Below are 24727 nucleotides of genomic sequence, written 5' to 3' on the forward strand. Positions count from 1 at the left end.
GAAACGCCAAGTCGGCAAAAACTCAAGGGCAAGTGACAACCAAATCTGAGTCGCCGGCCAAGATCGGTGACCTAAGTGGGCGCCAGAATGTAGGAGGAGAGCCGAGTGCGTTTAGCGACTGTTTCATTAGATGGCCACGCCGTTTGCGTCGCATTGCTTGCTAACGGAAGCAGGGTGGATATTTCGCGTGCGATTAAGATGCTCATGCCGGATACGTCTATTGATGTAAGCACAATGCAGCTGATTGTCGAAGGCGGTCAGACCGCGCTGGAGGCGTTGAGTGCAGTTGTTGCCGCGGGTGAGGCAGGCGAACTCAAGGACTTGCTGGTCCCAGAAGACGCGCCTCTTCTGTCGCCCATTCCCACGCCACGTAAAAACGTTTTCTGCGTGGGGCGAAACTACGCTGAGCACATTGCTGAAGGCGAACGGGCACAAAAAGAAAAAATCGGCATCACCGAACATCCGGTTTTCTTTACCAAGCCGCCGACCTCGGTCATTGCGCCAGACGCCGACATCCTACTTTTCCCTTCGGTGTCGCAGTCCATCGACTACGAAGTCGAGTTGGCAGTCGTGATGGGGAAGCGCGGGCGTAACATCAGCAAGGCAGATGCGTTTAATCATGTCTTTGGGTATTCTATTCTGAACGACATAACTGCCCGTGACATACAGCGCCGCCATGGCGGCCAGTACTTTAAAGGCAAAGGGCTTGATGGATCTTGCCCAATTGGTCCCTACATCGTGACCGCCGATGCCATCAGCGATCCACAAGCTCTGTCGATCGGGCTGACAGTAAACGGTGAGCAGCGCCAAAACGGGATGACGTCGGACATGATATTCGACATTCCAACGTTGATCGCATCCTTGTCAGCAGGCCTGACACTAGAACCGGGAGACATCATTGCGACAGGTACGCCATCAGGCGTCGGATACGCAATGGAACCGCCGCAGTTTTTGAAAAACGGGGACGTCGTAGTTTGCGAGGTTTCCGAAATCGGCACGCTAAGGAACACAGTGCGCGCCGTATAATGGCTCCTACGCAGCAATCGCTGTGAGGCGTCAACATTCAAGGGAGGAAGACTACAATGATGAACAGAAGGACTTTCACAGCGTCCCTGCTTACTGCTGTTCCGGTAGCAGGAGCACTCGGAACAATGGGTTTTGCGCAAAACTTGCGTGAAATCACCTTCGTGCAGCCCAGCCCTTCGGCAATCAACTCATTTCCTGTGTTTGTCGCCATTGGAGAAGGGTACTTCGCAGATGAAGGATTGAACGTGACAGTCGAGGCGATCAACGGCTCAGGCGCCGTGCTTCAGGCATTGTCTGCCGGGCAAGCGCATTTCGGTCGCCCTGGACCTGGACCTCTGATTGCAGCGCGGTCGCGCGATGTGGATGCCGTACATATCTACAACGTTGCGGCACGCAGCAACTTCGGCATCGCGGTGCCGGAAGACTCTGAAGTCCAAAGCGTTGAGGAACTGCGCGGAAAGGTCATCGGAACCGGCACCGCAGACGGTGCCGAAGTGGGTTTTGCACGAAACGTCTTGACCGGTGCAGGTATGAAAGAAGGTGAGGATTTCACATTTCTTACCGTTGGCGACGGCGGCCCGGCGACAGCAGCTTTCTTGAACGGCGAAATCGACGCATATTCTGCTTCGACGGCTGATACAGCAATCCTGAACCAGCGCGGAATGAAGGTGCGTGACATCACGCCTGCGGAATTCGGGCGTTTCTTCGGAAACGGTATCGCCACAATGGCTGACACAATCGCCAACGATCGCGAATTGGTCGAGGCCTGGAGCCGCGCGTTCGCACGTGGCCATGCCTTTGCTCTCGATGATGCTAACCGTGAAGCCGTACTGAAGCATCTGGCGGACGGCAATCCGCAGGAAGGCGAAGACAAAGAATTCCAGGCCGCGCTGTTCGATGCCGTACGCTCGAAGACCATAGCAGCGGATCCAAGCAATGGTCTGGGATGGTACCCCGCCGAGGTTTGGCAAGAATGGCAAGACGCACTTGTCGCAGGGGGCGAAATTCCGGGACCGCTTGATGACTTGAGCGCCGCCTGGACCAATGAATTTGCCGCCATTGGCAACGAGGCCGCCAGCAAATGAACGCTGCAGCCGCACAAGAGTTTTCCGGCGCGCCCTTGGGCACGCCGGTCTACGAATTGACCCATTTAAGCAAGACCTATGCACGCAACCTTGTTGTTGCGCTTGAGGACATTAATCTGACGCTTCGGAAAGGAAGCTTCACATCTGTCATTGGGTCCAGCGGGTGCGGGAAATCCACTCTGCTCAAGATCATGGCGGGTCTGATCCCTCCCACCAAAGGGCGTGTGATCCTACAAGGTCTGCCAGTGACCGGTCCCCGGCGAGACATTGGTATGATGTTCCAACAGGCAACACTATTTCCCTGGAAAACGGCAGTGGAAAACATCGTGTTGCCAATCGAGATCCGCGACGGAAAGGCAGCTGCCAAGCAAGCAATGGGCAAGGCTCACGAACTTTTGGACATCGTGGGTTTAAAGGGATTCGAAAACGTATATCCGAACGAATTGTCTGGCGGCATGGCTCAGCGCGCCTCAATCTGCCGTATGCTGATCACAGAACCAGCCGTGCTTTTGTTAGACGAACCATTCAGCGCGCTGGACGAGCTGTCACGCGACATGATGAATATGGAACTGCAGCGGATTTGCCATGAACAGGATGCGACTGCTTTTCTTGTTACGCACTCTATTCAGGAAGCCGTAATTTTGTCCGACGAAATCGTCGTGTTGAAACCACGCCCGGGCAGGATTGCCGAGATCGTGAAGGTCGACCTGCCGCGCCCACGCACGTTGGATATGATGACCACGCCCAAGTTTGGCGCTATTGTAGACTACATTCGCAGCCTCCTGGATAAGGGAGAAGAAATGTGAGCGACGTTCATAACCACTCACCTTCCCTAAAGGATTCTGACACCGCAGAAGACACGGTATGGGAACAGAAAATTCACTTTATCGACTCAGTTCCACGCTGGCTGGCGATGACCTTTGTCTTCGTGGTTTTCGTGGGCACATGGCAAAGTGTCACGAGCCTTGGGCTGGTTTCCCCAATCATTTTGCCGACACCGATGGAAACCCTGAAAGATATGATCTTCGTGGGACAAAACCTATTGACTGGCGGCTACATGCTTGGGGCGCTGTGGATCACAATCAAAGAAGTTATCTATGGTTTTGCGCTGGCAATCGCGATCGGTTTTTCGCTGGGCGTATTGGTGGGGGAAACGGCATTTGGTGAAAAGGCAGTGATGCCTTACCTGGTGGCCATAGATACCATGCCAAAGGTGGCATTTGCCCCACTCTTTGTAGCGTGGTTGGGTTTTGGCATTGAATCAAAGGTCGCGCTTGCTGCCTTTATCGCGACATTTCCAATCGTTGTTGGTACTGCGGCCGGGCTTCACGCTGCCGACGAAAACGCGCGTATGCTTTTCAAGACGATGGGCGCAAGTCGGATGCAGACATTGTTCAAGATGAAACTGCCGACTGGCCTGCCGCAAATTTTTACCGGTCTCAAGATCGGAGCAGTCGGCGTAATGGCTGGTGCGATCACAGGAGAATTCCTGGGTGGTGGCAAAGGATTTGGCGAACTTATCCGAGTTGCGGCCTCGCAGCTCAACACGCCGCGCGTCTTCTCGTTGATCCTGTATCTCAGCCTTGTCGGTCTGGTCGTATTTGCGTCGGTGGTTTGGACACAGCGTAAATTGGTGTTTTGGCACAAAGAACAGGTGGGAAGAGATGACTTCTGAGCCTGTGAAAATAGACTGCCACACCCTGCGTGAATTTGTGGCGGTCGCGCTCGAAACTCGAGGTGTGCCAAAAACAGATGCGGACAAGGTGGCCTCGTTGATGGTCGAGGCCGACATTTATGGCTACGGTACGCACGGAGTCTTTCGCCTGCGCCAGTACCTTGCCCGGCTGGCGGGGGGGGGCTCCAATCCTACGCCAAAAGTCACAGTAGAACATGAGACTGTCGCAACCGCTTTGATCGACGGAGACGATGGCCTCGGCCATCTGGCTATGTCGGCGGCGCGGGATCTTGCAATTGAAAAGGCAAAAGCGGCCGGTATCGGGTGGGTCGGTGTTCGGCGCGGCAACCATGCAGGACCACTCGCACTTTATGTGCGTCCACAAGCTGATGCAGGGTTGCTTGGTATGGCAGCAGCAGTGGGCAGCGCAAACCACGTCCCGCCTTATGGCGGTAGCGATTTGCTTCTTGGCACCAATCCCATTGCTTTTTCCGCCCCTGCCGATGGTCCCGACCCGTTTGTGTTTGATATGGCGACGACCGTAGCTGCGATGGGCAAGATCAAAACCCTGTTGCAGCAAGGCAAGCTTATGCCCGAGGGCTGGATGGTTGGGCGTGATGGAAACCCATTGACGGACCCCGCCCTCAAGTCTGAAGGATTTCTGTTGCCGATTGGGGGTCCGAAAGGGTTCGGTCTTTCCGTAGCTATCGGGTTGATGGCCGGGGTCTTAAACGGTGCGGCCTTCGGTTCTGATGTGGTCAATTTCACCTCGGACACAACTTCATCCACAAACACCGGCCAGTTCGTTATGGCGCTCAATCCGGCAGCCTTTGGGATGGGCAATGACTTTGCTTCTAACGCAGCCCGCGTCTTCTCTGAAATGCGCGCATCCGCCCCCCTGCCCGGTCATGACCCGGTGCGCTTGCCCGGAGACGGCAAAACGGCTGCCGCAGAGGCCCGCCGCAAAGACGGTGTGAGGCTGAACCCGGCTCTTTGCCGAGACCTCAACAAACTTGCTGAGGACTGTGGGTTATCCCCTCTGTTTCCTAGTCTCAGCGCCGATTAGCAGCGCATCCGTGGGAAGCTGGTAGGCGCTTTTTACTAGGGTTTAGCGAGGTGTCTCGCCCTCTACCTCCAGCGCTTTCACAAGAGCAGAAAGTTTGTTCATCATGTGAAGCTTCATGGATTTCCCAAGCCCATCTGCATTACGGGCCCTGAGTAATTCCATCATGGCTTCATGTTCGTCAATGGCCTGCGCCCAGCGCTCGTCCGACAAGTTGGCCATAAAACGTGCGCGGCGGACCCGTGCGGCCAACAGCTTGTGGTGGCTCGCAAGGATATCGTTTCGCGCGCCACATATCAGTGCCTGATGAATGTCCTGATTGGCCTTAAAATATGCCTGTCGGTCATTTGACTTATAGGCTTTCAGCATATCGGCGTGGCGACGTTCGATTAGTTCAATTTCAGCGGAATCCATATGCTGACACGCCAACTCTCCCGCCAGTTGCTCAAGCGTCGCAAGCACTGGAAATGTATTCTCCAATTCCTCTCGCGTGACACTTGCGACGCGGGCCCCCCGGTTGGCTTGAAGTACCACAAAGCCTTCTGATGCAAGCACCTTTAAAGCTTCTCGCAAAGGTGTCCGTGAGACCCCCAACGAGTCACAAAGCTGCTTCTCGGGCACTTTTTCACCCGGCTTTAGCACATCTTCGACAACCAGGTTACGCAGCCTTTGGACCAGTTCTTCATGTAGGGTCGGGCGTTTAATGCTGTCCGTCAGGTTCATTTCCATTTCCTAAGCATCAAGAACCATATCCAACAGGCGCGCGACGTGCATAGCTTGGCGCTGCGTACCTTCGGCGATTTGGTGGCGGCAAGATGTCCCGTCTGCCACGACAACTGCATCTATAGGCGCTGCTTCCAACGCCGGGAACAAGTCGAGTTGTGCCATCTTTATCGAAACATCGATAGTGTCAGGCGCATATCCAAACGCCCCGGCCATGCCGCAACAACCGCTTTCTATCATGTGAACTTGTGCCCCAGGAATACGCTTCAAAAGGTTAAGCATCGGTGTGACGGCATCGTGTGCTTTCTGGTGGCAATGCCCATGCACATAGATCGGGCGATCCAACGAACTCAGGGGCAAATCCGGCTGCTTGGCCAAGAATTCCTCAAAGGTGTGGGCTGCGTTCGACAACATCTCCGTTTCCGCCCCCGGGCAAAGTGCCATAAATTCATCCCGGAAAGTGAGGATAGAGGACGGTTCGAGCCCGACTACTGGAACACCTTTTGCAACCGCCTCTCGCGTCGCGTCAATCACGCGTTGTGCCTCGTAACGAGCTTCATCCACGCAACCCAAAGCTAAAAGAGTACGTCCGCAATCCAAGGCCCTGTCAGATCGATCGTCTCGCGCCACAGCCACCCGAAGTCCTGTTGCCCGTAATACCCGTACTGCAGCGCGTAAATTTTCTGGCTCGAAATACCGGTTGAACACATCGGCAAACAGCAACACCTGCGGATCATTGTCCTGAGCCTCGGCATCACGGAACGGAGCAGAAGACCACACTGGCAGATTACGTCGCGCTGAAATACCAGTCGGTCCCTCCAAAAGCTTACGCGAGGGTCCAATTTTGTTTCGTAAATTCACAAGCCACGCGATTTTCGCGACTTTTGGCGCATATCGGGGCAGGTGAGCTATAAATTTGTCTGCCAACGTCAGCCCGTCTTTTTTACGTTTTGCTGACAATACTTCGATTTTCATTCGCGCCATGTCGACGCCGGTCGGACATTCCCGAGCGCAAGCTTTGCAGGACACGCAGTACTTCATTGTGTCCAACATGGCATCGGACGACAAACCGCCCGGCATCTGCCCGCTGATCGCAAACCGCAGCGTATTTGCCCGCCCACGCGTAACATCACGCTCGTTTCGGGTCGCTCGGAAAGATGGGCACATTACGCCACCTTTGAGCTTGCGGCATGCACCATTGTTGTTGCACATCTCGACGGCACCCTGAAATCCTCCTCCGGAACCCGGCCAAGCGGACCAATCCAGCGTCGTTTCGAATTCAGGAACCGAATAGTCCTGGCCATAGCGGAACAGTCGGCGGTCATCCATGGCGGGCGCGTTCACGATCTTGCCGGGATTCATCACCCCGTTGGGATCAAACCGGTTCTTAACCTGCTCAAACGCAGAAACGATACGCTGACCGAACATCTTTTCATGAAATTCTGATCGTACGATCCCGTCACCATGTTCACCTGAATGAGATCCTTTATATTTTTTGACCAGATCAAATGTTTCTTCGGCGATCGCCCTCATTGTCCGGACGTCTTTGTCCTGCCGCATGTTCAGCACGGGGCGCACGTGTAAACACCCCACCGAGGCATGCGCGTACCATGTTCCCTTTGTGCCATGTTTTGCAAAGATTTCGGTCAGGCCAGCGGTATAGTCGGCGAGGTCGGGCAACAGAACAGCACAATCTTCGACAAAAGAGATTGGTTTTCCTGCCTCTTTCATCGACATCATGACATTCAACCCGGATTTTCGGTACTCGGCGATAGAATTCTGCACAGAGTTGTCCGTTACAGAGACAACGCCGCCCCACCGGTTTTCCGCACCGCTGAAAGCAAACCCGAGATCTCCCATCAGTTGCGAAAGCTCGACCAGTTTTGCAGCATTTGCCTCGGCGCTGCCCTCGGCGAATTCCACCAGCAGCAGGGCTTCAGGATTGCCTTCAACAAATGCATTAATCGTTTCGCGAAACAATGGGATTTCACGCCCCAATGCAATCATGGTGTCGTCGACCAACTCTACCGCCTGCGGGTTGAGTGTCACGATGTGCTGGGTGGCTTCCATTGCAGCACGGAATGTCGGGAAATGGCACACACCGGTAACTTTCGCGCCCGGCAGGCGTGCCAGACTTAATTCCAATTCTGTGAAATAGGCCAATGTGCCTTCTGACCCCACCAATAAATGGGACATGTTGATGTCGTTACCTACAAGGGCGTCGATATTGTACCCGCCCACACGGCGCTGGACTTTGGGAAAACGAGCGTCAATTTCAGCAACCTCGCGACGCCCAAGAGCGCGCATGTCACCAACAAGATCCGCATAATCGCCTGATGCGGCCGTATCAGCGCTGAACCGCGCTTCTGTGCCGTCAACCATGATTGCGTTTATCGCACGGACGTTGTCTCGCATGATCCCGTATCGCAGAGATTTTCCACCTGAAGAATTGTTTGCCGCCATCCCCCCAAGAGTGCAACGAGACGCTGTTGAGGGATCCACGGGAAACCACAGGCCATGCTGCTTCAACGCTTGGTTCAATTGATCCAGAACAACACCGGGCTGAACGCGCGCAATACGTTTCTCAACATCTACGTCAAGAATACGATTCAAGTGTTTTGTGTTGTCCAGCACAACACCCTGATTGACTGTTTGCCCGCATTGCGACGTGCCGCCGCCGCGAGGCAGAACCGAACATCCTTCGTCCCGCGCAATGGACATTACAGCTTGGACATCCTCTGTGGACCGGGGGATCACCACAGCGTCCGGTATCATCTGATAGATTGAGGCATCGGTCGAGTATCGAGCAAGCGATGCCGGATCTGACATCACTTCCCCCCGTACATCAGACAACAGTCGGCGGCACAACGATCCATTCTCTACCATCAGGTACGCCTTCTCTTCCGTGTAAGCCTAATTAGACCCTTCACTTCATCGTTGACTGAATAATGAATTCATAATTAACTTTTGCAATAGGCAATAGCGCCACTTTTTTGGCACCAGCGTAAGGATCAGTTCAAATGCGTCAGGCGGGTAGACACTTTTTGCAGATTCCAGGGCCAAGTGCTGTGCCAGATCGAATCCTGAGAGCCATAAGCACGCAGACCATTGATCATCGAGGACCGGATTTTGCTGAAGTGGGAAATAAGGCCCTCAATGGTATGAAGACGATTTTCAGGACAAAACAGAACGTCTTTATCTATCCTTCATCCGGCACCGGCGCATGGGAAGCCGCTCTTGTGAACACGGTTTCGCCTGGCGAAAAAGTTCTGATGTTCGAAACAGGGCATTTCGCCTTCATGTGGTGCAACTTGGCTGGAAAACTAGGGTTGCAACCAGAGCTGATTGAAGGAGATTGGCGTGGCGGCGCGGACCCCAATCAGATTGAAGACCGTCTACGTGCGGACGAGCAGCACGACATCAAGGCGGTTTGCGTCGTTCACAACGAAACGTCCACCGGGTCAGTCTCATCAATTGAGGAAGTGCGCAGGGCCATAGACGCTGCAAAACACCCCGCACTTCTAATCGTGGATTCCATCTCCGGCCTTGCGTCGATTGATTTTCGGTTCGATGACTGGGGGGTCGATGTGTGTGTCTCCGGCTCGCAAAAGGGATTGATGTTACCGCCTGGTCTGAGCTTCAACGCCGTGAGCGATCGGGCGTTGAAACACTCAAAATCCGTGACAACGCCGCGAAGTTACTGGGATTGGCATGATATGGTCGGGCCAAATCAGAAGGGGTTCTTTCCCTACACCCCCGGCACCAATCTTCTCTATGGATTAAATGAGGCCATCGACATGTTGCACGAGGAGGGGTTGGACAATGTTTTTGCCCGTCATGCCAGACACGGAGCCGCGACACGGGCTGCCGTGCGCGCCTGGGGTCTTGAGGTTTTGTGCATACAACAAGGTCAGGAATCGGGCGTCTTGACTGCGGTTAAAGTTCCAGAAGGTCACTCCGCCGATGCGTTTCGCGCTACGGCGCTTGAGCACTATGACATCTCACTAGGAAATGGTCTGTCCAAGGTAGCCGACAAGGTGTTCCGCATTGGTCATTTAGGCGATTTCAACGACCTAATGTTGATGGCCACCCTTTCTGGCGTAGAAATGGGGCTAACCAAGAGCGGTATGCCTCATAACGGAGGCGGCACTCAGGCTGCCTTGGAGCATCTCAAGGCTGCGTGACGTTGGACAGAGTTTCTAAAAAACTCAAACCAACCACGACCTTATGATCTGACAAGCTCTCACTTCAAACTGCCTATTCATCAGGAGATTCACTATGATTCGCATGCCCGACAACGAGGCTGATCAGCGAAGCCATGGACGCAGGTGTGATCCGAAAGGCTGATCAGGTTTTTGCGACCAACCAGCTTCTAGCGCTCGTCAAAAACTCCTTTTTTTCTGGCCTGTTTTTCCTCGACGAAAACCCGACGCCCAAAGACATTTTGGACGATTGCGTCGCGATGTTCTTCGCCTATTACAGAACAGACGTTTGGCCGATCACCACTTAAGACAGCAGTGTTGCGCATTGTAGTCTTCGCCAAAACAGAGCTTGATCGGCCGATTTTCGCAACCAATGCACGAATTGCAGCGTCATAGCAAACCGCGAACGTCGTTGAGCGGGTGTTATGTGAACCGCCTTCTGGTTGAGCGCACCACCCATCACCGCTTGTCGCGAACCACCCTACAAGTCTTCTGCCCATTGCTTTTGAGGACGCAATCCAATATCCAGGTCGGCTGCGTTTTCGGTCGACCAAGCCGAGTGCGGCTTGAAACGAACGAACCAATGGAGGGTGCCATGTAGCAACGAAACTACATGAAAGGCCGCTACAATGGCCCATTACGAACGCAAACGGGCGCGCACTGTATCTCGGATCAGCAGGAACAGGCGGCTTCGCCGTCTGAACCTGCAAATCAGCCCTGATTTCCGTAAGGGAAGCCAGATCAAACGAAACAGTCTGCGGGGATACGAAAAGGGGGTGTTGGGTCAGTTTATGACGCAAAGGTCAAATTCGTCTGACGTCCAACAGGAAACCAGTGGCGGACCGAGGAGCAACTATACATTTTATCTAACTTCATGTTAAAAATTTATAAAATCTTAGAAATTAAGATGCATACCACTAAATATACCACACTAATCATTGGAACTGGCGCTTCAAAGCCTCAGGTTCGAGCATGACGGAACGACCGGTAACTAAGAATAGCAGACACTCATACAAAGTGCAGCGAACGTCTTCTTCGAGCCCACTTTGACCGATGCTGCAATGTGCACCAAAGTCTGAAGGCTGATATGAAGCGGTCATTCGAGGATGGTTTTTGCGTCTTTCCCGTGATGGATGGTGCGATTTCGACGGAATATCAGATACTTGTGGGGCGTCGTGCACAACAGGTGTTCACGTTTCTATCGCACAGTATCGTCTTCTTTGCGAAGCTGAGGCGGCAAGCAATTGAGGTTGGTCGTTTGTACGCCGAATATCAGCGTTTACTTCCGTTTATTCCCGATATTGAGCGGCGTCTTTTCCTTGGCGAAATCAGCCGTCGCCGGGACCTGCTCCTTTACTTTTTTCGGTTTCTTCACTTCACGATTTCCACGCTTCTTGTTGCCTTTGGACATCTGATTTCCTCCAATGTCATGTTTGTTGTGCTTTCAAATGGTCGGACTGATACCGACGTTTCTTGCCAGCAGAAACTCTGTCGTGCGTCGTTGGACAGCATCATTGAGCCGGTTTTCATCATGCCGCCCATGGCATCGATTTCGGACATTCCAGCGGGCCTGTTCGGCTTCTACTGCGAGACTGCGGATCGCGACCGCCGCTGTATTGCATCACGGGCGTCGAACAGAGTTCCCGCCAGCGATGATGGCGTTGATCATTTCGGCGACGGCCCGGTGCCTTTCCATTTCGAGTTCGGTGCCAAGGGCGTTCACATGGGTCGCCGCAGCGTCACGAAGTACCCCCACGATCTCGTGTTCCGGCAGCAACCCGCGATCGTTCATGGCAAGCAGGAGCGCCTCGCAGATCGATAGGGCGGCCTGGCCTGCATGTTCGCTTGCGGTGGACATCTGAGTTTCCTTCCTTGGCATCGTGAGCCTGAGAAAAGGTAAGACTCAGATGCATCCGTACATCTCGCAGGAAGTGCTCTATGATGGATTGATCCAGAGCAGTGCCCGAGCCGATTTCTGCTCTTGGGTCGCGACACGCCGGGAGGCCCCATGACATCTGCTGAACACAGCCCCCTGACCCGCAAGCTCTCGGCCTTCGTCGCCCTGTCGGAGGTCGAGCTGGCCGTGCTTGAACGACTTCATCAGCGTCGCCGCTCCTTCGTAGCGGGGCGTGATATGGTGCATCAGGGGCAGTCGGCTCAGGTCGCTTATATTCTGTCCGCGGGTTGGGTCTGTTCCTACAAACTGCAGGCCGACGGGACCCGGCAGATCGTGGATTTCCAAGTGCCGGGGGATTTTCTCGGGCTGCGGAGTGTCCTCTTGCGCACGTCGGACCACAGCTTCGAACCCATCGTCGACATCGAGGCTGCGGAAGTGTTGAAGAGCGACCTTCTTGATGCCTTCGCTCAGACGCCGCGCCTGGCGACCGCCATACTCTGGGCGGTGTCAAGGGATGAGGCGATGGTCGTTGAACACCTCGTCGGAATCGGTCGGCGTGATGCGGACGCCCGCATGGCGCATTTCCTGCTGGAGCTAGGATCGCGGCTGGCGCTTGTCGGCATGGGGACCAAGGATGGGTACGACTGCCCGCTGACCCAGTACCACCTCGCGGATGCGCTGGGGCTGAGTGCCATCCACGTGAACCGCGTTCTGCGGCAGCTTCGCGAGAGTGGACTGGTGACCTTTCGGGACGGTCGCGTGACGTTTCACGACTATTGTGGCCTAGTGGACTTCGCCGAGTTTGATCCGGCATATCTGGACCAGACCGGACCGCTCATGAAGTGAGAGGGCCGCCCTCCGTTGCTCGGCAGGCGACCCCAGGTATCACATCAGACGATGGCGTTCACGCGAGGGCGTGGGTCGCCGCATCGAGTTCCTTGTTGGTCTCGGCGTCGTTCTTCGCCGCGTTCGCCTTCTCGATTGCCTCTGCGCTTCTCATGTCACCGCAGTTTGCTGGTGGGAAATCCTTACCCAAGTCTCGTCATCGTTGAGATAGTTCGAGGCGCAGAGGGCCTTGTAGATCGGCACATCGGGTTTCTCTGCCGAGACGCGATAGGTGAGAATGGCGATGTCACGACACCGCATCACGCGCCGTTCGGCCATGACAACGGAGCGCCAGCCGGTCCTTTCACGAAGGTGGGTCCAGATCTGGTCGCCCTGGAGGATGCCGGGCGGATAGGGGAAGACCATGACTGCGTTGGTCGCTGTTGTTGCCCGCGCGTTCTCGGCGCCACTGGTCCAGAAGTGTTCTTCCATGTCCCAGAGTATGCCCTGTTCGTGTGGAGAAAGCGTACCAGACTTGTGCGCTGCATGTGTCGGTCTCCTCGCGGTCGCGTTTGATACGGTCATTCGCCTGACCCCGACCCGCCAACCATGAACATCTGAAACAGTACAAAGATGATCGCGAGTACCGCCCAGATCGCTCCGCTTTTGCCCGGGTGGCCGTCTGCGACGGTCGAGGCAGCTCGCTTCAGGCTACCTGACGTCCGGCCTTCGGGAATCAGCTGGCTCAAGTCTCGTGCGACCCTACCGTGATCGCTGGCGAGCGCAGGAACGTCACGAAACCGGGCAAGCAGCGTTCCCAATCGCGCTCGCGCGGCGTCGCGCCCCAGCGTGACCAGCTCAGCGGTTTCCTTCCATGGATCGAGGCCAAGCCGCGCAAGCGTGGAGAGCACAGTCACGGCATAGCCGTTCCGGTCCTCGCCGACGGAGGCATGGAGAAACCGATCGAACTCGGGCGGGTGCGGGTTGAGAACACTGGGGTCGGCCATTACCAATCCTTTCAGGGGTTGCAGGAACGCAGATCATCCCTGTTTGCCAAAGGATACGCGCAGGTCGATCCCCGCGCCCTTACACAGATCAGTTCGGGTGACTGCTCCCAGGAAGGTCGCAGCCGGTTCGGTGCCCGGGACTAACATGCGTCAACGCCAGTCGGACGATCCCGGGGTACAAGAGAGTAACTCGTTCGACTGGTCCGCCCCCCCCTCCAAGGGGCCGTCAACAGTGGCGGGCGACAAATCTGCCAACATCGCGGAGACCAGAGATGAACATGCGGTCGACCAGATCGATGGTAACGTTTTCGAACACGTTCACCTTGCAGGGATACCTGGGCGATCTGCCCGCGGGCGACTATGAGGTTCTCGTCGAAGAGGAGCTTCTCCCGGGGCTGAGCTTCGAGGCCTATCGACGGACGGCGACCTACATGACGGTGCACGGCAAGGGTGCTCATGCGGGGCGAAGTGAGCTCCGATTGACGACCGAGAGCGACATTAAGGAGGCGCTGCGCCGGGACGCTGACACATCCGAAACGAACAACCACAGCGAAGCGGCGCTTTCTCCGCGGGAGGATAGAAAATGAATACTCCCGAATGGCTCAAACCCGGCATCTATGGCGCGCTAATCGGCGCCGCCTTTGTCGGCATTGTCGGATTTTCCTGGGGTGGCTGGGTGACCGGCGGCACCTCGAACGACAGGGCGATGGCGATGTCCCGCGACAACGTTGTCGCGTCCATGGTCCCGGTTTGCCTCGATATGGCGCGGTCAGATCCGGCGCGGGCGGACAAGCTTGCAAAGATCAGGGCCGCCTCAACCTACCAGCGGCGCGACGCTCTCATGACATCCGGCTGGGCGACGATGCCCGGAACCGAGGCCCCGGACCGCGAAATCGCGCAAGCTTGTCTGGCAGCCCTTGATGTCGATGGATCACCGGTGCGCCCGGACGGCGCGGTCGATGAAGGATGAACCGCGTCATGCCGATAGCTTCCCCCGAGACTACCGACCTCGAACGGCGCGTTCTGGCCCATGAACGGATCCTGCAAGCTCTGATCGCCTACATGGCCCGTACCGAGCCGCGTTTCGTCGACCACCTCCGAGAACGGTTCGTAGAACCGATGAGATTGACCCGGCACGAGCATGACCACCGCGAAACGGATGATTACGCGGAAGAATTCATGCGCGCTGTGATGCTCCTCGGAGAAGCGCGCGTGCCAAAGGCGAAGGAGCCGGAAATGACTGACGTGAAACCCGTGCCGCCGAATAGTAGAGGGGAACAAGGTTCTTCCATGAACCGGCCGGCGCAGCGCGGTGGGGTTCAGGTACGCGAAAGAAATGGCATCTGGGAGGTGCAGGTCGATGGCAAGTTCCGCGGCGACTACCACCAGAAAGAACATGCTCTTGCCGCTGCGGCCTTGCACAAATTGTCGCCCCGATGACCGGTAGCACTGATCCGACAGTTTCGCAGGACTTCTCGATCCAGGTGGCCGAGAACGAAGGCATGCCATCGAGATCAAATTCCTGGGGCTCCCCGCCCGCGACCACTCTACGGCTGACTGGAACGCTCACGCTTGGGCTATCGAAGACTCGCGCGGCAACCGGCGGACTCTGGTCCGCCAAGGAGCAAGCGGCGATGAGGCATCCCCTCGCGAGGTTGATCGCGAAGACGGCATTCATGGCCGGTGTGATCGCGTCCTTCGCCTTCCCCGCGCTTGCGCAGGATGGCACGGGGCCGATTTCGCAGGATGCTCAGGCGCCCAGCTATGGTGGCGGTTGCATCGCTATCGATCTGCCGGAGAACGCCTATCTCGACCGATCCGGAACCCGGTGGGGCTGCAATCGAGGCTTACGGCTCTCCGATGCGATGTGCATCCTTGCACGGTGATGCGGATTTTTCTCGTCGTGGCGGGTCCGCCATGCGCGTCAGCATCGGGTGCCGTCTGCGCTACAGCTTCCCGCAGCCGACGCCGCTGATTGCGATGCTGAACGTCCACTACTCGCGCTTTGGCGATCTGGAGCGTGCAGATTACCTCGTGACGTCGCCGAGCGTACCGCTCGAAAGCTACCGCGACGGCTTCGGCAACTGGTGTACGCGCCTCATGGCTCCGCCGGGAGACTTCGCGCTGTCAACGGATGGCATCTTACGCGACTATGGCCGCCCCGATCCCGCGTCCCCTGACGCGAAGCAGCACGCAGTCGAGGATCTGCCTTTCGAGACCCTCGTGTTTCTGCAGGGCAGCCGGTACTGCGATACCGACCTTCTGTCGGAGGAGGCGTGGCGCTTTTTTGAGACCACGGACCCCGGATGGTCCCGCGTGCAGGCGATCTGCGATTTCGTGCACGGACATGTCCGCTTCGACTACATGCAGGCGACGGCGACGTGCACCGCATCGCAGACCATCGCCGAGCGACAGGGTGTCTGCCGCGACTTCGCCCATCTCGCCATCGCTTTGTGTCGCTGCATGAACATTCCGGCCCGCTACTGCACCGGATATCTGAGCGACATCGGTGAACCTCTGCCTCATCCGCCAGGGGACTTTGCCGCCTGGATGGAGGTATTCCTTGCTGGAGAATGGCACATGTTCGACCCGCGGAATAACAAGCCGCGGTTTGCCAGAATTCTGATCGCGCGCGGTCGCGATGCTGCCGATGTCCCTCTGACCCAGACATTTGGTCAGAACACTTTGATGGAATTCAAGGTCTGGACGGATGAATTGGCCTGACAGACCTTGGCTTCCTTTTTGATGCGCTATCGTAAACGGGGTTGCCAATCCCCATATTAGTAACACTGGCGTCAAGCATCCCGGTCCGACATGGATGAGGAGTTGGCGCCGGCCAATCAAAGGATCAATGATATGTCCTTCAAGGACCTGACTGCCAGGGCTGCGGCCGCAATGAAGCTGAAGCCTGCGAAAACCCCTGCCAAAGAGAACGAGTCCAAGGCCGTTGGCAAGGAAGCACCAGCGAAATCCAAGACATCTTGAGATTTGCACCGGCCACGCGCCCCATTCTCAACGGGCGCGCGGACCACCCACAGCAACAAGGGAAAGGTCCATACTAATGGAAGAATTGACGAGCAAGACCATTGCGGTTTTTTCCCGCCCTTTCACCGCTCCGGGCTTCAACGAGATGCTTCCGGCGGGAGAGTACGAGATCGAAACGGAATTGGTTTCTCCCCCGGATCAACAGGATCCCGCAGCCTGGAAAGCCGCCGTCCTGGTGAAGCTCCATCCCCGGATTTCGCATCCGGGGCTTGCGCGGACTCTGACCGTTTCCCTTGCCGATCTGGACTATGCCCGCGCCAGGGACAAGCTGACAGGCAGAGCGTTGTCCGACTTCTTCCTGGAGGAAATGCTGGCTGATCCGATGGTGCGCCTCGTTATGGAGGCCGACGGGGTCTCTGCAGCACATTTGCGACATCTCTATTCGGGGCTCAGGACGCCCCAGTCTGACAGGGATGTCCTTGACCGGGACCCGGCGCGACAAGGTGCACGTGACATTGCGTCAATCCATGCTGCTGAAAACGAGGGCATGCCTCCACGACCGACAGGGACGTCGGCTATGCGCACGGAAGTCAGCGCGGATTTGACATGATCGCGAACAAAACCTCGGTCGACGTAGCATTGCCGGACATCGCCCACGGAAGGGCCTTTGGCGACGTACCTCGAGAGCGTCCCTGTCTGAGATGCGATGCTGTTTTCCGGAGTGAAGGCTTTGGAGAACGGATCTGTCGGCGCTGCAAGGGGTTGAAAGCCTGGCGGAACGCCGTTCCCGTCAGCCCTAGTGGTGCATCTCGTCGCCGCTGATCCCCGCAGGCGCGCGGCGTCTTCCCAGTAACGTACTGGACCCGTTAATTCGGCCTGTCTAGACATCGCTCGCATCACGCCGACCGATGTCTTATGGGGCGAAGAGGGTCGGGAACTTCCCCACCGTCACAGAAAACGCAGACGGCTCTATCACAAGGACAGCTCTATCATTCGCCTGCGCCCAAGAAACTCAATCAAGAAAAGCCGAAGGTCTCTGCCACAGCCAACTCCATTGCAGGAAAGCCTGCGCTGGCGATTGGTGGGAAAAAGGTAAAGTAAGACAGCCTTCTTCGCCGCGATTTCTGAAAAGCAGGTTTGAGCTAAATATAGTTCAACAACCTATTGCAGAGACCGATCAGGATAACCATTTTTCATACATTGGCACTCAGGTGTGGCGAGTGCCAATGTGTCCCTAAGCATGCCACCCCTACCCGGAAATCCCGAAAAGGAGCATTTCCATGATGTTTACACCCCTACATGACCGCGTCTTGGTCCGCCGTATTGAAAGCGACGAAAAGACCTCGGGCGGCCTGATCATCCCTGACAATGCAAAAGAAAAACCGCAGGAAGGGGAAGTCGTATCCGTCGGTGCCGGTGCAAAAGACGACGCTGGCGCGCGTATCGCAATGGACGTCAAAGCTGGCGACAAAATTCTGTTCGGAAAATGGTCGGGCACTGAAATTAAGATTGATAGCGAAGAGCTGATGATCATGAAGGAGAGCGACATCTTAGGCATTATGGCCTGACCGACGCTGAACCCTCACCCATTTTTCATTTAGGAATACCGACATGTCTGCAAAAGACGTCAAATTTGGCACAGACTCCCGTGACCGCATGCTCAAGGGCATCAATACGCTCGCCAACGCCGTCAAGGTTACGCTTGGCCCCAAGGGCCGCAACGTGGTCCTCGACAAGTCGTATGGCGCGCCACGCATCACCAAGGACGGTGTTACGGTCGCCAAGGAAATCGAACTCTCGGATGCGTTCGAGAACATGGGCGCACAGCTCGTCAAAGATGTCGCGTCCCGTACCAATGACGAGGCTGGCGACGGCACAACCACCGCCACGGTTCTCGCCCAGGCCATCGTCAAGGAAGGTATGAAGTCGGTCGCCGCTGGCATGAACCCGATGGACCTCAAACGCGGGATCGACAAAGCGGTCACTGCCGTTGTTGCCGAGATCAAGGCAATGTCACGGCCAGTGGGCGATACGGCCGAGATCGCCAAAGTCGGCACTATCTCCGCCAATGGTGAGGCTGCTATCGGTCAACAGATCGCGGACGCCATGGGACGCGTCGGCAACGAGGGTGTCATCACCGTCGAAGAAAACAAAGGGCTGGAGACCGAGACCGAAGTGGTCGAGGGCATGCAGTTCGATCGCGGCTATCTCAGCCCGTATTTCATCACAGATACCGCCAAGATGACGGCGACTCTGGAGGACTGCGTCATCCTCCTGCACGAGAAGAAACTGACGTCTCTGGCCCCCATGGTGCCTTTGCTTGAGGCTGTCATGCAGGCGAACAAGCAGCTCTTGGTGATGGCCGAAGACATTGACGGTGAGGCACTTGCAACCCTTGTGGTGAACAAGCTGCGCGGTGGACTTAAAGTGGCCGGTGTCAAAGCACCTGGTTTTGGGGATCGCCGCAAAGCGATGCTGGAAGATCTTGCCGTCCTGACGGGCGGACAAGTGATTTCCGAAGAACTGGGCATCAAGCTCGAAAACGTCACGATGGGCATGCTTGGCGATGCCAAGAAGATTACAATCACCAAGGACACTACAACTGTGATCGACGGTGCAGGCGACAAAGAAGCTATCGCTTCGCGTGTCACTCAAATCCGTGCACAGGTCGAAGAGACCACCTCGGACTACGACAAGGAAAAATTGCAGGAGCGGCTGGCCAAACTGGCGGGCGGCGTTGCGGTGATCAAAGTTGGTGGTGCGACCGAGATCGAAGTGAAAGAGCGCAAGGATCGGGTTGATGACGCCTTGAACGCAACACGTGCGGCCGTCCAAGAAGGCGTCGTGCCAGGCGGTGGCGTTGCACTTGTCCATGCGGGAAGGGTTCTGGAAGGTCTCAAAGGAGACAACGCGGATCAGGATGCGGGTATCAAGATCATCCGCAAAGCCCTTCAGGCCCCGTTGCGCCAGATCGCTGAAAACGCCGGTGTCGATGGCTCAGTCGTTGCTGGAAAAGTACTTGAGAACACCAGCAAGACGTTCGGCTATGATGCGCAGCTGGATCAGTACGGCGATATGTTGAAGGCCGGTGTCATTGATCCGACAAAGGTCGTTCGGATCGCGCTGGAATATGCCGCATCGGTTGCCGGCCTGCTGGTCACCACTGAAGCGATGGTGGCGGACAAACCCGCCAAGCCGAACCGCCACGGTATACCCGACATGGAGGGTATGGAAGGCGTGATGTAGAAGCGAATTTTTGCTCGCGGACTTGGAACCACTCTTTATGAGCCGCGAGCAGCATATTCCTGAAGACGGCTCGCATCAGCGACCCGGCTTTTATAGTCGCTCTGCCCCCTAAGTAGACCATGTCTGAAGACTCCGCTTTCTGACATTAAATCGCTCCAAGCTGATCTGTGTAAGCGTCGAAAACTGGAATGTAAGCTAGCTAGAATATGCCCGCTGAAAATTCAGCAGGAAGTGTGTTTTCGAGTTTTAAAGCGGCGCGCAAGTGGCAGTTCCCTGAAAAGAAATTCTTCTTTCGCGTGCCGCTGTTTCTCGAAGTGCCTAGGAAAGGACACCACAATGAAACTCAACACCAATACCATCTCGGAGAAGATGAAGTCCGTCAAAGCCAGCTGTGGAGGCGCACCCTTCGGTGAAAAAAGAACGCAGGCCTGGAGACATTACAACGCTGCTGAGGCCGCGCACAAAGCGAATGACGACATCAAGACGAAATACGAACTCGACGCTGCCAGGAAAGCCCTTGCGTAAAAAATAACGGCCGCGTGAAAAAGCGGGCCAGCTTGCGCAAATGCAGAATGTAATGCGGCGGGACCTGAACCGCAATCCATGATGGATTGCCCTACCTTGATCGGAAAAAACGTGAAAAATGTAAGTCTCGCAGCTGCCCTCATGACATCCGTCGCATTCTCCGCCAATGCAATGTCCGCCGACACTGATACCGACGGCGACGGCATGGCATCCTTCGCTGAACTTCAGCTTGTGTACCCTTTCCTCACAGATTCAATTTTCATGGACATCGATACAAATGGCGATGGCTTTGTCGACGACGAGGAAATGGCTATCGCCGTCGAGCTTGGCAACCTCGCGGATCCTGCAACCGACTCCTGAAACCAAAGGTTGGAGTATGTGCTATGCAAAACCGTGAAGTTTTCAGATGGGCCTTCACAGCTTCAGGGCTTTGGCTCATTTTGTCGCCATTCATGCTTCTCGGCGGCCAATCGGCTCTTGGCAATGCCCTCGTTGGAGATGCAGGACTTCTCATTCTCTCGGGTCTTTTGGCTTTGACCGTAGCGGGTTACGGCCACAACAAACATTACCTGGTCCAGACCTACTTGGGAGTTTCCTACGGTTTGATTTTGGTAGCGGCTCCTTGGCTGTTCGGATTCACCGAACCTGTGACCGCCTGGAATGCCGGCGTCGTCGGAACGGCTTTGGTTCTGGCGGGCCTTTATGTGGTGTTTCAGAAAATGCCGAAACATCACGCATAGTGAATACACTGTGTGGGGCGGAAAACGCCCCACACTTCTAATCGTTTTCCCTGCCAATACTACTCACCCTGCATCTCTTCCGGAGATGGCTATTGGCCATTGACCGCGAGTCGAAGGCTTCGCGACTTATGGAGGGATGGACAGACTATCTCACCGGACCAAGGTTGTAACCACTGGAGGTGTGCAACTCGTGTGCACTCCAAAGTGAAGGTCCGGAAAGCGCACGAAAGCAGCCTCTTGCGCAAACGCAGCGAATTCACCCTTTGTCCGCATTGCGGAACTACGGGTAGTTTTCTTGAATGTCCACTTTCGGCAGAAGCAGACGTTCGAGCCGACGAAATCGGGGCGATGCTGAGCGATGTCTGCTTTCACCAGGACCGGTCGTTCAGCAAAATCGGGTCTATGTCCGAGTTGCGGACTTTGCAGCCATCCGCATTTTTTCTCCAAAGGACCGTAGTCAGCCCGGAGCGGTCATTCCACATGCATGCTGGCTAGGAGATAGCAGACATTCCACCAAGGATCAGCGATGGTAGGCTGGCCACCATGCGGACCTTCGCCGCTCTTGTAGCAGCAGGCATCACTAATGGGAGCAATGTGCAGAAAGCAGACTCTGCAATGTTCGGCGGTCAGCCCAATATGGACGCTCACCCAATCATTCTTTTCTGAAACACTAAAGCCTAGTGTCTGCTAACTGTACTTCTCGCAGGCTTCTTCGGAGCGTCAAATTGATCAGCTTGAGCAGAAATTGGAATGGTCAATGCTGCCGCGAGTAGAGATTTATTGATGCTTAAATCTCTACAACTTATTGCCCAAGCAAACCACTGAATTATGTTCCATTATCCAATTTCAACCCTGGTCTGAAGTTTAATGTTCACCCCTATTCGAGGTTAAATTCGTGCCAACTAAGGCGACGGGCACAAAGTAGTTATCAATTTTATATATTTTTGGAAACGCTGTGAATTCACAAACATATCAAGCCGTTGATCTATATCTGTACTATCTTCAGGAGTTGCGCCGAAGAGAATCCAGGGAAATACATCAAGCACCACATGTTGCACGCCTGTAGTTATGTGTGTTGGTGAATACCGAGGAGTTGGGACTACAAAATTGTATGTCCCGTCATTCTGACCATCATTCAGTTGAATTTGTCCTTTGGTAGGATGATCGTAGAAGACGTACTCGGGGCCATCTTCGTGAACAAACTTTGTCACTCTGTTTGGAAAGGGTACATTCGTTTGGTGAAACTCAGATTCAGATTGGTCTGCAATACGCCAACCTGTGGTTTGCACTTCAGCGTGGGTCACATTGAAATTTTGGTTGGCGTTTCGCCCGAAGTTGATCATCTCCAGTTCGTTTCCCGAACTTCCTGCTCCCTCTAGAAGTTTGTGAAGAAGTCCTAACATGGCGCTAAAGCTCGGGAGGCTACCGTTCGCAGGTGCGCCTGCAATCTGACAAACAGGGCCTGTTGCATCCCATAGAGATAAATCATTCAGAATGCGAGCAATAGTCTGGTTGCCGTTGTTTGCTTTGAAAGCGTCTCGGTATTGCATAGATCGAGGAGATGGGTCGAGAGCAACTTGCAAGTCTATTTTTTCCATGCCCCACAAAAACGTGACGCCATGGCGCATTGCGATGCTATTTTGATGAAACTGCCCAGAGACATCATACCACTGGCCATCAGTGAAAATCTGCTGGCCATCAAATCGTCCACTCTGGTCAACGGCGAATTTGAACATGACGCTGCCAACAGAGTAGGTGGGTGCGTTGCTCTTCGTGCAGATGCCTTCGTTTCCTACAATCTGAAAACTATAGTCATACTGATCGCTGTAGTACTCGCCATCATACTGACCCGTGCCAGTTTGCGCGACGCCAATTGCAGCCGATGTTATGACTGTCAGTGCCGACCAGGGAAAAATGCCAACGAGCCAAATCAAGATTCGAAAGCTACGAACAACCATTCGAAATTTCCACTCATCAAGAAACCCTTTCAAACTTGCTTGGCTTATACCGAAATGTAAAGCTGAGAACGTTTTTAGCAGAGAGTGAGTTTGATAGAGAAGATAAGCACTGAAACCTGGCTGTTGTCTGACGTCAGCGTATGTAGGACAGATTTGCTGCAAGGGTTGGGCTTAGTGTATTAGCGAGAGACATGAGGGTTCATGAAGATGATTAGTATTTTGAGAACGGTGCTTGTTGCATCAATTTTGACTGGCTCACTTTGTGGCACTGCTACCCAAGCTCAATCAATAAACCTCGACAATGTGCCGAGTTGCTCGCAGATATCCGAACCGATGAACACGGCTGAGCTTCTGGAGTTTGTACCGGGTACGAAGCATTCTGGTCGGGATGCAAATGGAGACTGGTGGCAAACATACAGTTTACTGGAAAGCGAAACCGCGCAAGGAGTGTCAAGTAGTGCGTACGTAGAGTCTCCAGTACACAAGGATCGGTACCGAATTGTCGACGATCAAGTTTGCTTCGGTGAACCTCCGGCAAGTTGTATTCGCTTTGCAAGTTGCGTTCAGGGCAGCGCAACAATAGTTGTCTGGGGTGTTGGCAGAGAAGATCATGCCACAGGCGTTTCGGACATCTCGCCCGACCCTTCGGCGGAGGTGATCTCCGTCCCACCAATGTCTGTTTCGGTTAGGCCTGACTATGACACAACAAGAATTGCGCCGCCCGCGGAGTTGTTTCTAACCGACAATGATGTCCTCAACGGCGTTCCATCATTAGGCGGAATTTTCATAGCAGATGGGACTAAAGAAGGCTCGGTCATCAAGGATTTTCTTGTAGCCCAAAACTTTACCACGGGAGCGAGGACGGATGACGGTCGGCGTGTTGTTCGCACACTTTTCCATTTAAATCAGCCTGGATTGCGACAAGTCACATTCTTTGATGACGGCACCGGCAGAGGATTGAGCGGCTATGCCAATTGGCACGAGATGTTCTCCCTCAATAGTCCTGTTGCCAGCCAACTCAACTTGAGCGACGCGACAGTGGGTGTAGTTAACATGGCAACTAATGAGAATGGCGATGCCCAAGCGGAGCACTGGGATAAGATGATTTCATTTCGGTTCGCAAACCGCGCTGAATGGGAAACCACTTCGTTCGAAACGCTTGCCGCATTAAGTTTACTAACTCCGTCGTCCAATGAAAATTCGCATCATTCCATTTTACTATGCGAAACCATAAACAGCCGCTATGGAGTAAACCACAATTCAGTTTTTGAAAATGGTGTTGGGTGCAAACGCTATGACCGCCAGTTTGAGGTCACTGATTTACTGCATGGGATGAACGCAATTAAGATAGCTTCAACAATACAAACCATGGATCTCCCGATGTTTATGTGGGTTGGTGACATCGCGGTTTCCGCCGAAACGATAACCGTTAGTTCGGCTCCCATTTCCGACATAGTTACTATTAACACAGGAACTTTTAATGGCTGGGACAGCTGGATAGATCAGACCTCTGGTATTGGAAGTAACGAAAACCGAAGCGTTAAGTGTCAATTCCCAATATCAGTCGCAGATGACCTTTCTGGTCTAAATAAGGGCGATGTGCTGGCGTTTTCTGCGATGATAGAAACAGCTAGCGACAGCAATGTTGTATTGAATTGCCAATTGCGGAGGTGAGGCTAAGACTGTGGAGCACCTAGGTTCTGGACCTATTAATTTGGTTGCGGTCGACTTGGCTGCGTGATTCAAGCCCCTGAGTTTCAGGGGTGTATC

28 protein-coding genes are annotated in these 24727 nt (G+C 54.8%); 21 read left to right on the top strand and 7 right to left on the bottom strand.

Annotated features, from left to right (window positions below):
- The first annotated feature begins 174 nt into the window (after positions 1-174).
- From AC2FLP_RS19855 to AC2FLP_RS19875, 5 genes are all read left to right on the top strand, one after another.
- The gene (locus AC2FLP_RS19855; protein ID WP_496685840.1) at positions 175-1026 is read left to right on the top strand and encodes a fumarylacetoacetate hydrolase family protein; all 852 of its coding nucleotides are present in this window, start codon (positions 175-177) and stop codon (positions 1024-1026) included.
- Between the two features lie 125 nt (positions 1027-1151).
- Positions 1152-2111, top strand: a complete 960-nt coding sequence (locus AC2FLP_RS19860) for an ABC transporter substrate-binding protein (RefSeq protein WP_496685842.1) — start codon at positions 1152-1154, stop codon at positions 2109-2111.
- Positions 2108-2917, top strand: coding sequence for an ABC transporter ATP-binding protein (locus AC2FLP_RS19865; protein ID WP_058275284.1), 810 nt, complete (start codon positions 2108-2110; stop codon positions 2915-2917). Before AC2FLP_RS19860 ends, AC2FLP_RS19865 begins: the two co-directional genes overlap by 4 nt.
- Positions 2914-3786: an ABC transporter permease gene (locus AC2FLP_RS19870; protein ID WP_109312708.1), complete on the top strand. Its 873-nt coding sequence runs from the start codon at positions 2914-2916 to the stop codon at positions 3784-3786. Before AC2FLP_RS19865 ends, AC2FLP_RS19870 begins: the two co-directional genes overlap by 4 nt.
- Complete coding sequence (locus AC2FLP_RS19875) at positions 3776-4852, top strand: Ldh family oxidoreductase (protein ID WP_496685845.1); 1077 nt, start codon at positions 3776-3778, stop codon at positions 4850-4852. The genes AC2FLP_RS19870 and AC2FLP_RS19875 overlap by 11 nt, the downstream gene beginning before the upstream one ends.
- Before the next feature lie 42 nt (positions 4853-4894).
- Here AC2FLP_RS19875 and AC2FLP_RS19880 read toward each other — a convergent pair whose 3' ends face one another.
- Positions 4895-5572, bottom strand: a complete 678-nt coding sequence (locus tag AC2FLP_RS19880) for a GntR family transcriptional regulator (RefSeq protein WP_496685846.1) — start codon at positions 5570-5572, stop codon at positions 4895-4897.
- Positions 5573-5581: 9 nt separating this feature from the next.
- Positions 5582-8401 carry an FAD-binding and (Fe-S)-binding domain-containing protein gene (locus tag AC2FLP_RS19885; RefSeq protein ID WP_496685848.1) on the bottom strand — a complete coding sequence of 940 codons (2820 nt, stop codon included), beginning with the start codon at positions 8399-8401 and terminating at the stop codon, positions 5582-5584.
- A 191-nt stretch (positions 8402-8592) separates the two neighbouring features.
- Here AC2FLP_RS19885 and AC2FLP_RS19890 point away from each other — a divergent pair, with 191 nt between their 5' ends.
- Both AC2FLP_RS19890 and AC2FLP_RS19895 read left to right on the top strand, forming a co-directional pair.
- Positions 8593-9756, top strand: a complete 1164-nt coding sequence (locus AC2FLP_RS19890; RefSeq protein WP_496685851.1) for a pyridoxal-phosphate-dependent aminotransferase family protein — start codon at positions 8593-8595, stop codon at positions 9754-9756.
- A 122-nt stretch (positions 9757-9878) separates the two neighbouring features.
- A complete protein-coding gene (locus AC2FLP_RS19895; RefSeq protein WP_496685894.1) occupies positions 9879-10082 on the top strand; it encodes a TetR/AcrR family transcriptional regulator C-terminal domain-containing protein in 204 nt (67 codons plus the stop codon).
- 971 nt (positions 10083-11053) lie between these two features.
- Here AC2FLP_RS19895 and AC2FLP_RS19900 read toward each other — a convergent pair.
- The gene (locus tag AC2FLP_RS19900; protein WP_281858944.1) at positions 11054-11185 is read right to left on the bottom strand and encodes a hypothetical protein; all 132 of its coding nucleotides are present in this window, start codon (positions 11183-11185) and stop codon (positions 11054-11056) included.
- Positions 11186-11395: 210 nt separating this feature from the next.
- Positions 11396-11632 (bottom strand): hypothetical protein, encoded by a 237-nt coding sequence (locus AC2FLP_RS19905; RefSeq protein WP_298920877.1) that lies wholly within the window; start codon positions 11630-11632, stop codon positions 11396-11398.
- 150 nt (positions 11633-11782) lie between these two features.
- Here AC2FLP_RS19905 and AC2FLP_RS19910 point away from each other — a divergent pair, with 150 nt between their 5' ends.
- Positions 11783-12517 (top strand): Crp/Fnr family transcriptional regulator, encoded by a 735-nt coding sequence (locus AC2FLP_RS19910; protein WP_496685855.1) that lies wholly within the window; start codon positions 11783-11785, stop codon positions 12515-12517.
- A 150-nt stretch (positions 12518-12667) separates the two neighbouring features.
- Here the strand turns inward: AC2FLP_RS19910 and AC2FLP_RS19915 are convergent, their stop codons facing one another.
- Both AC2FLP_RS19915 and AC2FLP_RS19920 read right to left on the bottom strand, forming a co-directional pair.
- On the bottom strand, positions 12668-13081 hold the full coding sequence (locus tag AC2FLP_RS19915; RefSeq protein ID WP_496685857.1) for a hypothetical protein: 414 nt from the start codon (positions 13079-13081) through the stop codon (positions 12668-12670).
- On the bottom strand, positions 13078-13503 hold the full coding sequence (locus AC2FLP_RS19920) for a hypothetical protein (protein WP_496685860.1): 426 nt from the start codon (positions 13501-13503) through the stop codon (positions 13078-13080). The genes AC2FLP_RS19915 and AC2FLP_RS19920 overlap by 4 nt, the downstream gene beginning before the upstream one ends.
- 278 nt (positions 13504-13781) lie before the next feature.
- Between AC2FLP_RS19920 and AC2FLP_RS19925 the strand changes: the two genes are divergently transcribed.
- From AC2FLP_RS19925 to AC2FLP_RS19980, 12 genes are all read left to right on the top strand, one after another.
- On the top strand, positions 13782-14090 hold the full coding sequence (locus tag AC2FLP_RS19925) for a hypothetical protein (RefSeq protein ID WP_496685862.1): 309 nt from the start codon (positions 13782-13784) through the stop codon (positions 14088-14090).
- Positions 14087-14473: a hypothetical protein gene (locus AC2FLP_RS19930; protein WP_496685865.1), complete on the top strand. Its 387-nt coding sequence runs from the start codon at positions 14087-14089 to the stop codon at positions 14471-14473. Before AC2FLP_RS19925 ends, AC2FLP_RS19930 begins: the two co-directional genes overlap by 4 nt.
- Positions 14474-14481: 8 nt before the next feature.
- Positions 14482-14943, top strand: a complete 462-nt coding sequence (locus AC2FLP_RS19935; protein WP_496685867.1) for a hypothetical protein — start codon at positions 14482-14484, stop codon at positions 14941-14943.
- A 194-nt stretch (positions 14944-15137) separates the two neighbouring features.
- A complete protein-coding gene (locus tag AC2FLP_RS19940) occupies positions 15138-15389 on the top strand; it encodes a hypothetical protein (RefSeq protein ID WP_496685869.1) in 252 nt (83 codons plus the stop codon).
- Positions 15390-15420: 31 nt separating this feature from the next.
- Complete coding sequence (locus AC2FLP_RS19945) at positions 15421-16227, top strand: transglutaminase-like domain-containing protein (RefSeq protein WP_496685872.1); 807 nt, start codon at positions 15421-15423, stop codon at positions 16225-16227.
- Positions 16228-16359: 132 nt separating this feature from the next.
- The gene (locus tag AC2FLP_RS19950; RefSeq protein ID WP_420861915.1) at positions 16360-16488 is read left to right on the top strand and encodes a hypothetical protein; all 129 of its coding nucleotides are present in this window, start codon (positions 16360-16362) and stop codon (positions 16486-16488) included.
- 76 nt (positions 16489-16564) lie between these two features.
- Positions 16565-17098, top strand: a complete 534-nt coding sequence (locus tag AC2FLP_RS19955) for a hypothetical protein (protein WP_496685875.1) — start codon at positions 16565-16567, stop codon at positions 17096-17098.
- A gap of 670 nt (positions 17099-17768) precedes the next feature.
- A complete protein-coding gene (locus tag AC2FLP_RS19960; protein ID WP_496685878.1) occupies positions 17769-18056 on the top strand; it encodes a co-chaperone GroES in 288 nt (95 codons plus the stop codon).
- A gap of 43 nt (positions 18057-18099) precedes the next feature.
- Positions 18100-19734 carry a chaperonin GroEL gene (gene groL / locus AC2FLP_RS19965; protein WP_496685881.1) on the top strand — a complete coding sequence of 545 codons (1635 nt, stop codon included), beginning with the start codon at positions 18100-18102 and terminating at the stop codon, positions 19732-19734.
- A 336-nt stretch (positions 19735-20070) separates the two neighbouring features.
- A complete protein-coding gene (locus AC2FLP_RS19970) occupies positions 20071-20259 on the top strand; it encodes a hypothetical protein (RefSeq protein ID WP_263845038.1) in 189 nt (62 codons plus the stop codon).
- 141 nt (positions 20260-20400) lie between these two features.
- The gene (locus AC2FLP_RS19975; protein ID WP_496685884.1) at positions 20401-20619 is read left to right on the top strand and encodes an EF-hand domain-containing protein; all 219 of its coding nucleotides are present in this window, start codon (positions 20401-20403) and stop codon (positions 20617-20619) included.
- A 23-nt stretch (positions 20620-20642) separates the two neighbouring features.
- Positions 20643-20999, top strand: coding sequence for an SPW repeat domain-containing protein (locus AC2FLP_RS19980; protein ID WP_496685887.1), 357 nt, complete (start codon positions 20643-20645; stop codon positions 20997-20999).
- Between the two features lie 902 nt (positions 21000-21901).
- Here AC2FLP_RS19980 and AC2FLP_RS19985 read toward each other — a convergent pair.
- A complete protein-coding gene (locus AC2FLP_RS19985) occupies positions 21902-22957 on the bottom strand; it encodes a hypothetical protein (RefSeq protein ID WP_496685889.1) in 1056 nt (351 codons plus the stop codon).
- Between the two features lie 201 nt (positions 22958-23158).
- Between AC2FLP_RS19985 and AC2FLP_RS19990 the strand changes: the two genes are divergently transcribed.
- Positions 23159-24631: a hypothetical protein gene (locus AC2FLP_RS19990; protein ID WP_496685892.1), complete on the top strand. Its 1473-nt coding sequence runs from the start codon at positions 23159-23161 to the stop codon at positions 24629-24631.
- Positions 24632-24727: the final 96 nt, after the last annotated feature.

It is taken from the genome of Ruegeria sp. CDSA141, assembly GCF_059612005.1.